Here is a 15,125-nt window from a genome sequence, read left to right as displayed (position 1 = left end):
AAAGATTTGCTGCGCCCGCCACGCGCCTCGACTCGCCTGTTTTAGGCAAAGGCGCATTCAGGGGAAAGTTCCAATCAGCGCGGGTTCAACGCTTGGGAACCTTACCGCGGGCCAATGGCCAGGCGTTGCGGGTCATCGGATGAGCGCGGGTTCACCGGCTCGGAGCGTCCGCGCCGAACTATGTTGCAGGTTCGGAACCCTGCCGGCCTCCGCAGCAGCGCGGATGGCCGCGATGTTGCCGGCATAGTCCGCGCTGCTCCTGCCGCGAAACACCGCTGATCCCGCCACAAGCGTATCGGCGCCCGCAGCGGCCACGGCAGCGGCATTGTCGCGGGTGATGCCGCCGTCAACCTCGAGCCGGATCGGCCGGTCGCCGATCATGCTTCGAATGCGCCCGATCTTCTCGAACTGGGACTCGAGGAAGGACTGGCCGCCAAAACCCGGATTGACCGTCATCACCAGAACGAGGTCGAGACGATCGAGCAAATATTCGATCGCGCTTTCGGGAGTCGCGGGACACAGGCTGACGCCGGCTTTCTTGCCGAGCGCGCGGATGGCCTGGAGCGAGCGATCGAGGTGCGGACCGGCTTCGGCATGCACCGTGATGATATCCGCGCCGGCCTTCGCGAACCCTTCGAGATAGGGATCGGCCGGCGCGATCATGAGATGCACGTCGAACATTTTCTTCGTCAGCGGCCGGATCGCCTTGATGACGTCGGCGCCGTAACTGATGTTCGGAACGAAATGCCCGTCCATGACGTCGCAATGAATCCAGTCGGCGCCCGCTGCGTCGATCGCTACGATCTCCTCGCCGAGGCGCGCAAAATCCGCGGCCAGGATCGACGGCGCGATGAGGATTTCTCTCGTCATGGCTTCGCACTCCTCTGCGCGTCCGCACCGCCGCTGAACACGCGGCTCGCCAGGACGTCCATGGGATCGATCGTTTCGAGGTCGGCGATCTCGAGCATGCGATCGAGATCGGACACCAGGCGATCGGCCTGCCGCAGGCGGATGCGGTCGACGGCGTTGCGGATCGAGCGCGCATTGGAGAAGAACGGTTGGGTCCGTCGCAGTGCGATGTATTTCTCGAACGCCTCACGCGCCGCCGCCGAGAGGCGATAACCCCGTTCCTTCAGCATCAGCTCCGCGATGACGAGCAGCTCGGCCTCCGCATAGTCCGGAAAGTCGATGTGATGCGCGATGCGCGAGCGGAAGCCGGGGTTTGACGCAAAGAAGCTCGTCATCCGCTCGCCATAGCCGGCAAGGATCACGACGAGGTCCTCGCGCTGGTTTTCCATAACCTGAAGCAGAATCTCGATCGCCTCCTGGCCGTAGTCGCGCTCGTTGTCGGGACGGTGCAGATAATAGGCCTCGTCGATGAACAGCACGCCGCCCATCGCCTTCTTCAGGATCTCCTTGGTCTTCGGCGCGGTGTGGCCGATATACTGGCCGACGAGATCGTCGCGCGTCACCGAGATCACCTGCCCGCGTCGCACGAAGCCGAGGCCGTGCAGGATCTTTGCCATGCGCAGCGCGACGGTCGTCTTGCCGGTGCCGGGATTTCCGGTAAACGACATATGCAGCGTCGGCGGCGAGGAAGCCAACCCCGCACGCTGCCGGATGCGTTCGATCAGCAGGAGCGACGCGATCTGGCGCACGCGGTTCTTCACCGGCTTCAATCCGATCAGCTCCTGCTCGAGCTGCTGCAGCGTGCCGGTGATTCCAGCCGCTTCGGCCTCCTTGCGGAGATCGAAACTGGTCTCGCCGGGTTCAGTGGTCAAGGGGTGGGGGACATCCAGCATCGGCACCTCGAAGAAAAGGGCTTCGCCGCGGGGGAGCGGCGAAGCAGTGGTCCGCCAAGGAAACGGAGCAGGGAGTGCTCCGCGCGGAGGAGAATGACTTAGGTTGGCGCGTGCGCGGGCTGCCGGCGCACGGTGGTGTAGCGGATCGCGCGTCCGCCCACCTCCTGCCGCACCAGCTCGAACTCGGCCTCCTGCGGCGGGCGGTTCACGATGAACGAGATCCGCACCGATTCCCAGCCATGGCTGGAGTCGAAGCCGCTGAGGCGGATGTAGCGGTCGCCATACACTCTGCGGCATTCGGCGAGCTCCATCATCACGCCGGCGGCGTCCTGGAGATCGAACATCGGCAGGCCCCACATCTCCCAATAAGTGTTGCGGGGATGCGGATCGTCGGTGAACTCGATGTTCACCGCCCAGCCATTGGTCAGGCAATACTGCACCTGCTTGGTGATCTGATCGTCGGTCAGATCCGGCAGGAACGAGAAGCAGCCTTGGGTCAGCTTCATGACAAATCTCCTCAAACGGTTTCGAGCGCGGTCGGCACGAAGTCCGGCGTGTCGGTGGATTCATAGTTGAAGGTGACGTCCTTCCAGACCTCGAGCGCAGCCTTTAGCGGCGTGCAGGTCTCGGCCGCCCTGGCCAGAATTTCGGGACCTTCATGGACGTAGTCGCGGCCCTCGTTGCGGGCGAGGATCATCGCTTCCAGCGCCACGCGGTTGGCGATCGCGCCGGCCGCGATGCCCATGGGATGGCCGATGGTGCCGCCGCCGAACTGGAGCACGACGTCCTCGCCGAGCAGGTCGAGCAGCTGGTGCATCTGGCCGGCGTGGATACCGCCGGAAGCGACCGGCATCATCTTGTTCAGGCTCGCCCAGGACTGGTCGAAGAACAGGCCGTGTTCGAGCTTGGTCGGATTGAAGTCCTCACGGCAGACATCGTAATAGCCGCGCGTGGTGTTGGGGTCGCCTTCGAGCTTGCCGACCACCGTGCCGGCGTGGATGTGGTCGACGCCGGCAAGCCGCATCCACTTTGCGATGACGCGGAACGACACGCCATGGCTTTTCTGCCGCGTGTAGGTCGAGTGACCGGCGCGATGCAGATGCAGGATCATGTCGTTGCGCCGCGCCCATTTCGCCATCGACTGGATTGCGGTGTAGCCGATCACGAGATCGATCATGACGATGCACGATCCGAGCTCCTTCGCGAACTCGGCGCGCTCGTACATGTCCTCCATCGTTCCCGCGGTGATGTTCAGGTAGGTGCCCTTCGCCTCACCGGAAGCCGCCTGCGCGCGGTTCACCGCCTCCATGCAATAGAGGAAGCGGTCGCGCCAGTGCATGAAGGGCTGCGAGTTGATGTTCTCGTCATCCTTGGTGAAGTCGAGCCCGCCCTTCAGCGCCTCGTAGACCACGCGACCGTAATTGCGGCCCGAGAGGCCGAGCTTGGGCTTGACGGTCGCGCCGAGCAGCGGCCTGCCGAACTTGTCGAGCCGCTCGCGCTCGACCACGATACCGGTTGCCGGTCCCTGGAACGTCTTCACATAAGCGACCGGGAAGCGCATGTCCTCCAGCCGCAACGCCTTCAGCGGCTTGAAGCCGAACACGTTGCCGATGATCGAGGCCGAGAGGTTGGCGATCGAACCAGGCTCGAACAGGTCGAGGTCATAGGCGATGTAGGCAAAATACGAGCCCGGCGTGCCCGGCACCGGATCGACGCGGTAGCATTTCGCACGATACTTCTCGGCGGCGGTCAGGCGGTCGGTCCACACCACCGTCCAGGTTGCGGTCGAGGATTCGCCGGCGACTGCGGCCGAGGCCTCGATCGGGTCGACGCCCTCTTGCGGCGTAACGCGGAACAGCGCGATGACATCGGTGTCCTTTGGCACATAGTCAGGCTCCCAATAGCCCATGCGCTTGTATTCCATGACGCCCGAGCGATATCTTTCCTTGCCGCGGACGGTTCCTGCATGTGCATTCATGGCTCTCTCCTGCTCTTCTCTCTCTGAATGATTAGGCCGCGACGGACTCGCGGGCGTCGACGCTGGGATCGAGTTCTCCGGCGCGGTAGCGCCGCGCCATCTCGCTCAAGGGAATGACCTTGATCTTGCTGGCGTGGCCAGCGGTGCCGAACTGCTCGAAGCGGTCGCGGCAGAGCTCGCGCATCGCATCCATCGCGGGCTTGAGGAATTTGCGCGGATCGAACTCGGATCGCGTCTGCGCGGCGACCTTCCGGAACACCGCGGTCATTGCCAGCCGGCAGTCAGTGTCGATATTGACCTTGCGCACGCCGCTTTTGATACCGCGGACGATCTCCTCGACCGGCACGCCCCAGGTCTGCGGCATCTCGCCGCCGAACTGGTTAAACATGTCCTGGAGCGGCTGCGGCACAGAGGAAGAGCCGTGCATCACGAGATGCGTGTTCGGCAGCCGGCGATGAATCTCCTCGACCACCCGCATCGCCAGAATGTCACCGTCCGGCTTGCGGCTGAACTTGTAGGCGCCGTGCGAGGTGCCCATCGCGATCGCGAGCGCATCGACCTTGGTGGCGCGGACAAAGTCGACCGTCTGGTCGGGATCGGTCAACAGCTGGTCGTGACTGACCGTGCCTTCGACGCCGTGACCGTCTTCCTGCTCGCCACCGCCATGCTCGAGTGAGCCGAGCACGCCGAGCTCGCCTTCGACGGAGGCACCGACCCAATGCGCGAGATCGACGACGCGGCGGGTGATCGCAACGTTGTAGTCGTAATCGGCCGCGGTCTTGGCGTCGGCCTTGAGGGAGCCGTCCATCATCACCGAGGTGAAACCATGGGCGATCGCGGACGCGCAGGTCGCCTCGTCATTGCCATGGTCCTGGTGCATGCAGAGCGGGATGTCCGGATAGGTCCGCTCCAGCGCGTCGATCATGTGCGAGAGCATGAGGTCGCCGGCATAGCTGCGCGCGCCGCGCGAAGCCTGGATGATGACCGGCGCGTCGACCTCGGCCGCCGCCTGCATGATCGCGATGCCCTGCTCCATGTTGTTGATGTTGAACGCCGGCACCGCGTAGCCGTGACTGGCGGCGTGGTCGAGCAGCTGACGAAGGGTGATACGGGCCACGACAATTCCTCCTGTTATTGCTTGTCTGTGCGGGCAATCGCCCGCCGGGCGGCTTCCGCAACGCTTTGCGGCGTGATGCCGAATTCGCGGTAGAGCACTGGCGCGGGCGCCGAAGCACCGAAGCCTCGCATGCCGACGAATTCGCCGTCAGTGCCGATCCATCGATGCCAACCACCGGCGACTGCCGCCTCGATGCCGATCCGTGGCGCCGTGCCGAGCACGGCAGCGCGGTAGTCCTCCGGCTGCTCCTCGAACAACGCGAAGCAGGGCGCGGAGACCACGGCCGCGCGGACGTGCTCGGTGGCGAGCAGGCGAGCCGCTTCCAGCGCGATGGACACTTCCGAACCCGTTGCGATGAGCGTCACGTCGCGGCCGCCCTCGGGCGAGACGATGAGGTAGGCGCCGCGCGCGACCCGGTTTCTACCGCGCGCATCGCTGCGGAAAGTCGGCAGGGCCTGGCGGGACAAGCACAGCACGGAGGGACGATTTTCAGCTTGGAGCGCGCAGTCCCATGCTTCCAGCGTCTCGACCGCGTCGGCCGGCCGGAACACAAGCAGGTTCGGAATGACGCGGAGCGCTGCGAGATGCTCGACCGGTTGGTGCGTGGGGCCATCCTCGCCCAGCCCGATGGAGTCATGGGTCATCACATGAATGACGCGGATCCGCATCAAGGCGGCAAGGCGGATCGCCGGCCGGCTATAGTCGGAGAAGGCGAGGAAGGTGCCGCCATAGGGAACGAAGCCGCCGTGCAACGCGAGCCCGTTCATTGCGGCGGCCATGCCATGCTCGCGGATGCCATAATGGATGTAATCGCCGGCGAACGCGTCGCGCTTGACCGGGGTCTGCGCCTTCGCATGCGTCAGGTTCGAATGCGTCAGGTCCGCCGAGCCACCGACGAATCCGGGAATGGTCCCGGCGATGCCGTCGAGCACCTGTTGCGAAGCCTGCCGCGTCGCGAGCTTTGGACGCTCGGTCGCAAAGCGTTCGCGTAATTTCGCCGAGGCCTGGGCATAGGCGTTCGGCAGGGCAACCGCCTTGCCCTCGACAAACAGATCGCGCTGCTCGGGCGTCGCGCATTCATAGCGATCGAGCCAGGCGAGACGCTCGACCTGCCCGCGTTGTCCGATCATCCGCCATGCTTTGATGATCGTGACGGGCACCACGAAGGGCTGATAGTCCCAGCCGAGAGTTCGCCGCGCCGCCGCCGTCTGCTCGATGCCGAGCGGCGCGCCATGCGCCTTCTCCGTGCCCTGACGATCCGGCGCGCCATAGCCGATGATGGTGCGGCAGGCGATCAGCGACGGTCTTGCGCTCTCACGCTCCTCGGCAATCGCCTGCGCAACTGCTTCGGGATCGTGCCCATCGACACGGCGCACCGACCAGCCGGAGGCAGCGAAGCGCGCGAGCTGGTCGTCGGACGTCGCAAGCGACGTCGGCCCGTCAATGGAGATGCCGTTGTCGTCGAACAGCACGATCAGGCGGCCGAGCCCGAGATGGCCGGCGAGCGAAATCGCTTCCTGGCTGATGCCTTCCATCAGGCAGCCGTCGCCGGCGATCACATACGTAAAGTGATCGACGAGGCCGTCGCCATGCCGCGCATTGCCCATCCGCTCGGCGAGTGCCATGCCCACCGCGGTCGCAATCCCCTGCCCCAGCGGACCGGTCGTCGTCTCGACGCCCGGCGTATGGCCATATTCCGGATGGCCCGGCGTCTTCGAGCCCCATTGCCTGAAGGCCTTGATGTCGTCGAGGCTGACATCGCCGCCGGTCAGATGCAGCAGCGCGTAGAGCAGCATCGAGCCATGGCCCGCCGACAGCACGAAGCGATCCCGGTCTGGCCAATTGGGGTGAGCCGAGTCGAATTTCAGGAATCGCGAGAACAGCACGGTCGCGACATCGGCCATGCCCATGGGCAGGCCGGGATGGCCGGACTGCGAAGTCTCGATGGCGTCGACCGCGAGGAAGCGGACGGCGTTGGCGACATCGCTATGCGATACCGCCGTGAGGTCGGCGTCGGCGTGGACGGAGATGTTCATCGGATTCTCCCCTCGTTCACTTCAGGTTTCGCTTGCGCTCGATCAGCTGCATGATCAGCGGCGTCAGGATGAGCTGCATGGCAAGATCGAGCTTCGCGCCGGGACACACGATCGAATTGGCGCGGGACATCCAGCTTTGCGGCAGCATCGAGAGCAGATACGGGAAGTCGATGCCGCGCGGGTTCTTGAAGCGGATCACGACCATCGATTCGTCCGGCGTCGGGATCCAGCGCGCGATGAACGGATTGGAGGTGTCCACCGTCGGCACGCGCTGAAAGTTGATGTCGGTCTCGGAGAACTGCGGGCAGATGTAGTGGATGTAGTCGGGCATCCGCCGCAGAACGGTGTCGGTGACGGCCTCGGTCGAGTAGCCTCGCGCACTGCGGTCGCGGTGCAGCTTCTGGATCCATTCGAGATTGATGACGGGCACGACGCCGATCTTGAGGTCGGCATAGCGCGCGACATTGACCTTGTCGGTGACGACGGCGCCATGGAGGCCCTCGTAGAACAGCAGGTCGGAGCTCTCCGGCAGCCGTTTCCATTCTGTGAAGGTGCCGGGTGCGGCGCCATGCAGCGCGGATTCCTCGGCATCGTGGACATAGTGCCGCGTCGTCGCCGTGCCGGTCTCGCCATAGTCGCGGAACGCCCGCTCCAGCTCCTCGAACAGGTTGGTCTCGGGGCTGAAATGGCTGAAATGCCTGTTGCCGCGATCGGCCTCCTTGGCCATCTGCATGCGCATTTCGGCGCGATCGTAGCGATGGAAGGCATCGCCTTCGATGTAGGCGGCGTTGACCTTCTCGCGGAAGAAGATCTGTTCGAAGGTCTTCTTGACCGACGTCGTGCCGGCGCCGGAGGAGCCGGTGATGGAGATGATCGGATGCTTCCTGGACATGGGATGCCTCGCTTACAGCCGGAAGAAGCCGCGCCGCGCAAACAGCGGTGCTGAGACGCTGGCGACCAGCAAGGGATCGCAATGCAGTTCCTCGACGCGCTGCACCTCGTTGCTCGAACCCATGATCAGCGGCACGCGCTGATGCAGGCTCTGCGCCGAGAGTTCGAGAATGCGTTCGCGCCCGGTCGAAGCAGAGCCGCCGGCCTGCTCGATGATGTAAGCCATCGGGTGCGCCTCGTAGACGAGGCGTAGGCGGCCGTCGCCATAACCGGGCCGTGCATCGGAGGGATAGAGGAAGACGCCACCGCGGGTGAGGATGCGATAGGCCTCGGCAACCAGCGAGCCGACCCAGCGCATGTTGAAATTGTGGTTGGCCTGCCCTTCCACACCGGCGAGGCATTCGTCGACGAAGGCGCGCACCGGCTGTTCCCAATGCCGCCGGTTCGAGGCGTTGATCGCGAACTCCTCGCAGGTCTCGGAGATCTGCACGGCGCTGCGGGCGAGACGGAAGCAACCGGACTTGCGGTCAAGCGTGAAGATGTCGACGCCCTCGCCGAGCGTCAGCACCAGCGAGGTCTGCGGGCCGTAGGTGACGAACCCCGCTGCGAGCTGCGCCGAGCCGCGCTGGTGGAAGGCGAGCGCGAGATCATCGGGCGCAGGCAGGATCGAGAAGATCGTGCCCACGGTCATGTTGATGTCGATGTTGGAGGAGCCGTCGAGCGGATCGATCGCAACGCAGATCTTCGCCGCGCGGTCACCGATCTGGGGTTCGCGCATCTCCTCTGACGCCAGTGCCGCGATGGGCAGCTTGCCGAGACAGCGGCGCAGGATCGCATCCGCCTGCACGTCGAGATCGCGCTGGACGTCACCGTCGCTATTGCGGCCGGTGGTCAGGCCCGATGCGTCGGCGAGATCTCCCGTGGCGATGAGATCGGCGATCTCGATCGCGGCCGCCGCGATGGCGTCGACCGCGGCCGCCACGGCCAGCGCATGCGGCGCCGTCTCCGAATACCGTTGAAGGTGGTCGTCCAGCCTGAATTGCCCGGTCATCTGCGTCCATCCCTTTGCTGGTGCCGTATCCAGTTCCCTCCTCGCTGGAGGTCGGTGCGGTCAGTGCCAACAACGACGAGATTGACAGGGGCGGCTTAATAAGGAAAATTTCTATTCATAATGAGCGCCAAAGAAATATCTTATAATGCCCATTCAGCGGCACAGCTCCGGCATCTGACGATCCGGCAGCTTCGCTCGCTTGGGGCGCTAGCGGCGAAGGGCAGCGTCACGGCAGCCTCGACCCAGCTCGGCCTGACGCAGCCGGCCGTGACCCAGCAACTGCGCCAGCTTCAGGATCTCGCCGGCCTGCCGCTGCTGCAGCGGACCGGCGACGGCATGCTGCTCACGGAGGCGGGCAAGGAGGTGCTTACCCTCGCCGAGCGCGTCGAAGCCGCAATCGCCGACTGCCAGGGCGCGCTCGACCTGCTCGCCGGGCGGACCGGCGGCACGGTGCATCTCGGCGCGGTCTCGACCGCAAAATATTTCGTGCCGCACGCGATCGCGGCGTTCTCGAAGCGGTATCCGAAGATCGAGCTCAAGCTCACCATCGGCAATCGCGAGGAGATCCGCGAGGCCATGCACGGCTACGACCTCGACTTCGCGGTGATGGGTCGGCCACCGGCCGATGTCAGCGTCGACGTCCGTCAGCTCGGGCGCAATCCGCATATCATCGTCGCACGCAAGGGGCACTGGCTGGAGAAGGATTCCGGCCTCAACCTGACCGACCTCGTGCACGAGACCTTCCTCACCCGCGAGCCCGGCTCGGGCACGCGGACATTGATGGAAGGCATGTTCCAGAGGTCGGATCTCGAGCCGATCATCGGCATGGAGATGAGCAGCAACGAGACCATCAAGCAGGCTGTGATCGCCGGGCTCGGCATCGCCTTCATCTCGGCCCACACCGTGGCGCACGAGCTCACCGAGGGCCGGCTCGTCGTGCTCGACGTCGCGGGGCTGCCGATCGTGCGGCAATGGTACGTGATCCGCCGCAGCGACAAGGTGCTGTTGCCGCCGGCGCAGGCGATGTTCGATTTTCTGGGCTCGGAGGGGGCGAACTATCTGCCCGAATTGCCCGAATTCGGCGCGCAATAGCCCGTCGAAATTCAGCCCATCAGCTTCATCGCGACCGTGGCCGCCAGAATGACGATGATCTGGAGGAGGCGCTCGGTCGTGAAGATGCGGTTGAAGGTGGTCATCGCTTGCCCCGGCCGAATTGGGATGTCTCGGTCGGGACGTTGCTAGCATAAGCGGGCGTCGAGATAACTCCGTAGTCGCCCCGTGTTTTCCGTGCACGCCCCCACGACCGAGCCTTCGGCGGGCCTGCCCAAGGCCGCGCCGATGGTTAACGATCAGGCCGCACGCGTCGCGGCGTAATCCATCCGCGCGGCGAAATAGGCTTCCAGCTCCAGCAGCGCCCGCGCTTCCCAATCCCTCGCCTGCTCCAGCAGCGACCAGCTCTGGCCCGGGCGGAATGCAGCGGTCTGGCGATAGAGCGATGCGATGCCGCGGTAGCGGCGCACATTCTCCAAGATGGCGTGACCGGTGACTTGGCCGGTGATTTGGCCGTTCATGTCCGAAAACTCCCTCGTCATTCCCGGGGGAGAAATTGCGGCCAAATCTTTTTCGAAAAGTTAGCGTCGCGCGGCAAGCGCGCGAATGGTTTCCGGACTGTTGCCTGCGCGCAACGCGCGCGGCCGCGCAGTGCCGATCTATTGCGAATTCGTTGCCGCGCTCTCGTTTCGCGGTTTCAACCCGCCGCGGCTGATGATCGCCATCGTCGCGCGGCAGAGATCGGCAAGGCCGATCACCAGCACGGCGAGCAGGCAGAACAGCTTGATGGAATCGGCATGCGCGCTGGTCAGCGAACTGAACTCGAAGAAGGGCGGCATGAACGCCCACCACACCAGCGGAATGGTGAGCACCGAGGCGAACGCCGCCGCCGGTGCGCCCGCGACAAGACCGAGCACGAACAGGCCGGGCAGGAACGCCGCGAAATAGAGTTTTGCGCCGAGCGAGACACAGACGCCCTGGAGCGCAGCCGACATTGCGACAACGACGAATCCAAGCAGGAACGCCTGCCACGACCACGGTCGTACCCGCGCTACGCCAACCAGCCCCGCACGCCTCATCAGCCTCCCCCTGCCGCCCGTTAACCAGGCTCGCTTGCGACCAAAGTACTACACCGGCAGGGAAACTGCGAGGCGGAAATTGCCGGCCGGACGGCGTTGGTAAACGGGCCGGATCGCACAATTTGGACCACCGCGCCCCCTACTCGGTGGCCGCATAGATCAGGCCTGCGATGGGCAGCGCGAGGCCAATGGCCGATGCGAGCGTCCAGCCGCCTTGCGCAAATGCCCAGGCGCCGACCGCCGAGCCCGCCGCGCCCGCGGTGAAGAACGTCGCCATGTAGAGGCCGTTGAGGCGGCTGCGATGCTCATGCCCCAGCGCGAAGATCGCGCGGAAGCCGAGCACGACGTTGCCCTGCACGCCGATGTCGATCGCGATCGCGGCCACGACCAGGCAGGCGAGGTTCAACACCGATCCAGCCGCGCCGACATGCGTGATCAGGAAGCCCACGGCCGCGAGCAGCAGCGCGACCAATGTTGCCATGCGGCTATGGCCGCGATCGGCAAGCCGCCCGGCGATCGGGGCCGCGAACACGCCGGCGACACCGGCAAGCGCGAACAGCGCGATGCCACGCTGCGTGAATCCGAATTCGCTCGCGAGCAGCAGCGGCGTCACGGTCCAGAACAGGCTGAAGGCGCCGAACAGGCTGGCCTGGTAGAGCGCGCGTCGGCGCAGCAGCGGCGTGGTGCGCACCAGATGCGGCATCGACAGCAGCAACTCGCCGTAGTGCATGCGCGCGACCGGGTTGCGCTTCGGCAGCGTCATCCAGAGCACGGCTGCGAGCACGATCATCAGCGCGGCCGAGCAGAAGAACACCGCGTGCCACGACAGCATCGCCGTGACGAAGCTCGACACCGGCCGCGCCAGCATGATGCCGAGCATCAGGCCGGTCGAGACGTTACCGACGACGCGGCCGCGAATGGCTGCCGGCGCGAGATGCGCCGCATAGGGAATGATGATCTGCACCGCGACCGAGCCGAGCCCGATGAACAGCGCGGCGATCAGGAACGGCAGCGCGTGGGACGAGAACCCCGCAGCGAGCAGGGCTGCCGCACCGAGCGTGATGACGGAGCAGATCAGGGTACGGTTCTCGACGAGGTCGCCGAGCGGCACGATGAAGAGAAGGCCCACGCCGTAGCCGATCTGCGTCATGGTGACGATCAGCCCCGCCGCCGCGTGCGACAGGCCGAGCGCGGCGCTGATCGGGGCGATCAGCGGCTGGGCGTAATAGATGTTGGCGGCGACCATGCCACAGGCCGCGGCAAGCACAAAGGTCAGTCGCTGCGACACCGCATCCGGCTCGGGCGCGGTCTCGATCGTGGCATTCATCGTCATTCACGCGGTCTCCAGATATCGGAAACGATTGTTTCCTAATATGACAAAAAATTCAGGCGAGCAGCTTCATCGCGACGGCGACCAGGCGCTTGCCGTCGAGCGAAAGACGCGCCTTGCCGACGACGCGCAGACCCTGCGTGATGCAGATCATCAGCCGCGCGGTGTCGTCGGCGGCGACATGGCGGGGTATAGAGCCGTCGGCCTGCCCCTCGCGAATGAGGCCGGCGATGAAGCCTTCGTTGGTCTCGAGCCGCGCGCTGACGAGCGCGGCGACCACCGGATCGACCGCGGACAATTCGACCGCGCTGCCGACCACGAGGCAGCCGCGCCGCCCCTCGCTGCCCTGGGAGTGCTCCACATACGACAGCAGCAGGTTGCGGAGCCGCTCGCGGCCAGTGCCGCCCTGCGCCGCGGCGCGGCGCGTCTGCTCCTGGCGCAACACGACGTAGCGCTCGAAGGCGGCGAGAAACACCGCATGCTTGTCGCGAAACGCCTTGTAGACGCTGCCGGTCGCCAGCCGCATCGCCGCGGTGAGATCGCCGATCGAGGTGGCATGATAACCACGCTCGGAAAACACGCGGACCGCCCTGTCGAGCGCAGTGTCCATGTCGAACTCCCGGGGACGGCCGGGCGGACGGACGACGGAACGGGATTTGCGGGCGGTCTTTTGCATTGCGGGATAATAGGGAATGATTGTTTCCAAATAAGACGCTCGAAAAGCAATTGGTTGTGATCGGGGTTTGAGTCGAACTGATCGCCACCAACTCCGGCGTCGTCCCAGGGAGGGTTTGCCGGACACTCTCTCTAGATCGTCATTGCGAGCGCAGCGAAGCAATCCAGAATCCCTCTGCGGCGGCAGACTGGATTGCTTCGCTGCGCTCGCAATGACGGAGTTTGAGGTGACGGCTTCGTCCTCCCAGCACCACTGTCATTCCTCGCGAAAGCGGGGAATCCAGTACGCCGCGGCTTCGCGATTCAATCATAACTGTCTCGGAGTACTGGATCGCCCGGTCAAGCCGGGCGATGACAGGGAGTGTGTAGCCGCAGACACAGCTTCGCGTCCTCGCGGCGCAATTCGCCCGAGCCTTGCTTCGTCACTTCACCCTCTTGTCCAAGAGGGCGCAGGGAAGGCCGGGTGCCGGCTGGCACCCGCGGTCCGCTGCGCGAAAAGCACACGCAGGAAAACCGCACAGCAGCATACAGGTGTAGCCAATCACTCGGCCTTCCCTGCGCGATGGTCGGACGGCTTATGCCGTGCTCTCCCGGGAGCCGAACTTTCCTTCTGGCCTCCCTCGCCTCGCGAATTGGATGATGCTGTCTGCCCGGTTGGGCTCGCACACACCTCCGCGACAGCTTGACCGTAGCAACGACGGCCAGGACCACACGGTTTTGCCGTACGCGCATTCGCCATTTCGCCGCAGGGTTCGACGGCATCGTGCACGTAGCCATCGAAATACCGACGAGACGAACTTCACAGCGCCGCTCGTCCGCACGTGGCCACGGGCTCACAAGGACTACCCGCCCTGCCCGCACCTCTCATGCCGACGCTGCCGCGTCCATCGCAACCCGGCTCGCAATCAAGACGACAACGAGATCGCCCCTCAAGGATGAGCCGGGATGACCGACACATACGCCATTTCCGAATTTCGGTAAAGTGGAATATTTTTGCGCGGTGGGATTGACACCCCTGCAGGTGTTTTGCCCGTCGGGCAGTGAGGCGCTCGCATCAAGTCACAAGCTCGACCGTCGTCCCGGCCTAGTGCGCAATTGCGCACAGCGGTGGGTGTGGCCGACAGAGAAAAGAAACATCACTCCTTCGTTCGCACCGGCGTTCCGTCGGCCATGAGGGTCACGCCCTTCCGTTCGACGATCATCCCGTAGGCCTGCGGCTGGCGGTGAACGTCGAAATTGAAGGTGGTGCGCTTGTAGGAGTTGCAGAGATCGAGATCGCAGCGGGCGAGCGCGATCTCGTCGCCTTTGGTCGTGCACCGCGCGATGATTTCGCCGGAGGGCGCGATGATGCAGCTTCCGCCGATGTGATCGATGCCCTCCTCGATACCCGCTTTGGCGACGCCGACCACGAACGTGCCGTTCTGGTAGGCGCCGGCCTGCATCACCAGATGATTGTGGAACAGCGAGAGATCGTCATGCTCGGGCGCGGGCGGATTGTGCACTGGCGTGTTGTAGCCGATCATCACCATCTCGACGCCCTGCAGGCCCATCACCCGGTAGGTCTCGCTCCAGCGGCGGTCATTGCAGATCGCCATCCCCATCACGCCGCCAAAGGCCTCGGTCACGCCAAACCCATCGCCGGGCTCGAAATAGCGCTTTTCCAGATGCTGGAATTCGCGCCAGGGCTCGTGCTCGGCATGCCCGGGCAGATGAACCTTGCGATATCTCGCGACGATGGCGCCGCTCTTCTCGACCAGGATGGAGGTGTTGTAGCGCCTGACAATTCCGGACTCGACCGTCAGCTCCGCATAGCCAAGGTAAAATCCGATGCCGATCTCGCGCGCGAGATCGAACAGACCTCTGGTCTCCGGCCCCGGCATCTCGCGTTCGAAAAAGCTGTCGATCTCCGCCTGATCCTCGAAATACCAGCGCGGAAAGAACGTGGTCAGCGCGAGCTCGGGATACACGATCAGGTCGCAGCCGTTGGCGTGCGCCTGGCGCATCAAGGTCAGCAGGCGCGCCACGACCGCGGTTCTGGTCTCGGTCCGCGCGACAGGGCCAAGCTGGCCGGCTGCCACAGTCACAAATCTTGCCACGAATTCTTCCTCGGCCGCTT

14 protein-coding genes are annotated in these 15,125 nt (G+C 64.7%); 1 reads left to right on the top strand and 13 read right to left on the bottom strand.

What is annotated here, in order from left to right; all coding sequences use genetic code 11:
* Nucleotides 1-132: 132 nt before the first annotated feature.
* The 8 genes from rpe to GWG67_RS23320 all read right to left on the bottom strand — a co-directional run bounded on the left by rpe (nt 133) and on the right by GWG67_RS23320 (nt 8,875).
* Nucleotides 133-870, bottom strand: a complete 738-nt coding sequence (rpe, locus tag GWG67_RS23355) for a ribulose-phosphate 3-epimerase (RefSeq protein WP_275171686.1) — start codon at nt 868-870, stop codon at nt 133-135.
* Nucleotides 867-1,802 carry a CbbX protein gene (gene cbbX / locus GWG67_RS23350; protein WP_275171684.1) on the bottom strand — a complete coding sequence of 312 codons (936 nt, stop codon included), beginning with the start codon at nt 1,800-1,802 and terminating at the stop codon, nt 867-869. Before cbbX ends, rpe begins: the two co-directional genes overlap by 4 nt.
* A gap of 98 nt (nt 1,803-1,900) precedes the next feature.
* Nucleotides 1,901-2,308 carry a ribulose bisphosphate carboxylase small subunit gene (locus GWG67_RS23345; protein ID WP_007594833.1) on the bottom strand — a complete coding sequence of 136 codons (408 nt, stop codon included), beginning with the start codon at nt 2,306-2,308 and terminating at the stop codon, nt 1,901-1,903.
* Between the two features lie 11 nt (nt 2,309-2,319).
* Nucleotides 2,320-3,780: a form I ribulose bisphosphate carboxylase large subunit gene (locus tag GWG67_RS23340; protein WP_007594836.1), complete on the bottom strand. Its 1,461-nt coding sequence runs from the start codon at nt 3,778-3,780 to the stop codon at nt 2,320-2,322.
* A gap of 31 nt (nt 3,781-3,811) precedes the next feature.
* Nucleotides 3,812-4,897: a class II fructose-bisphosphate aldolase gene (gene fba, locus GWG67_RS23335; RefSeq protein WP_275171682.1), complete on the bottom strand. Its 1,086-nt coding sequence runs from the start codon at nt 4,895-4,897 to the stop codon at nt 3,812-3,814.
* Nucleotides 4,898-4,911: 14 nt separating this feature from the next.
* Nucleotides 4,912-6,933 (bottom strand): transketolase, encoded by a 2,022-nt coding sequence (gene tkt, locus GWG67_RS23330; protein WP_275171681.1) that lies wholly within the window; start codon nt 6,931-6,933, stop codon nt 4,912-4,914.
* Nucleotides 6,934-6,949: 16 nt separating this feature from the next.
* A complete protein-coding gene (locus GWG67_RS23325; protein ID WP_275171679.1) occupies nt 6,950-7,825 on the bottom strand; it encodes a phosphoribulokinase in 876 nt (291 codons plus the stop codon).
* A 12-nt stretch (nt 7,826-7,837) separates the two neighbouring features.
* Nucleotides 7,838-8,875 (bottom strand): class 1 fructose-bisphosphatase, encoded by a 1,038-nt coding sequence (locus tag GWG67_RS23320; protein ID WP_275171678.1) that lies wholly within the window; start codon nt 8,873-8,875, stop codon nt 7,838-7,840.
* Between the two features lie 120 nt (nt 8,876-8,995).
* On the opposite strand from GWG67_RS23320, the gene GWG67_RS23315 reads away from it, so the two are divergent.
* The gene (locus GWG67_RS23315; RefSeq protein WP_275171677.1) at nt 8,996-9,967 is read left to right on the top strand and encodes a LysR family transcriptional regulator; all 972 of its coding nucleotides are present in this window, start codon (nt 8,996-8,998) and stop codon (nt 9,965-9,967) included.
* 257 nt (nt 9,968-10,224) lie between these two features.
* On the opposite strand, the gene GWG67_RS23310 is transcribed toward GWG67_RS23315, so the two are convergent.
* The 5 genes from GWG67_RS23310 to GWG67_RS23290 form a co-directional block, all read right to left on the bottom strand.
* Nucleotides 10,225-10,434 carry a hypothetical protein gene (locus GWG67_RS23310; RefSeq protein WP_275171812.1) on the bottom strand — a complete coding sequence of 70 codons (210 nt, stop codon included), beginning with the start codon at nt 10,432-10,434 and terminating at the stop codon, nt 10,225-10,227.
* 150 nt (nt 10,435-10,584) lie between these two features.
* Nucleotides 10,585-11,004 (bottom strand): DUF4118 domain-containing protein, encoded by a 420-nt coding sequence (locus GWG67_RS23305; protein ID WP_275171676.1) that lies wholly within the window; start codon nt 11,002-11,004, stop codon nt 10,585-10,587.
* Nucleotides 11,005-11,143: 139 nt separating this feature from the next.
* Nucleotides 11,144-12,337: an MFS transporter gene (locus GWG67_RS23300; protein WP_275171675.1), complete on the bottom strand. Its 1,194-nt coding sequence runs from the start codon at nt 12,335-12,337 to the stop codon at nt 11,144-11,146.
* 52 nt (nt 12,338-12,389) lie between these two features.
* Complete coding sequence (locus GWG67_RS23295) at nt 12,390-12,944, bottom strand: TetR/AcrR family transcriptional regulator (protein ID WP_275171674.1); 555 nt, start codon at nt 12,942-12,944, stop codon at nt 12,390-12,392.
* 1,201 nt (nt 12,945-14,145) lie between these two features.
* A complete protein-coding gene (locus GWG67_RS23290; RefSeq protein WP_275171672.1) occupies nt 14,146-15,105 on the bottom strand; it encodes an N-carbamoyl-D-amino-acid hydrolase in 960 nt (319 codons plus the stop codon).
* Between the last annotated feature and the right edge of the window lie 20 nt (nt 15,106-15,125).

The sequence above is a fragment of the Bradyrhizobium sp. CSS354 genome, from assembly GCF_029051725.1.
Classification (GTDB): Bacteria; Pseudomonadota; Alphaproteobacteria; order Rhizobiales; family Xanthobacteraceae; genus Bradyrhizobium.
This window is presented reverse-complemented; position numbering and strand designations above follow the sequence as displayed.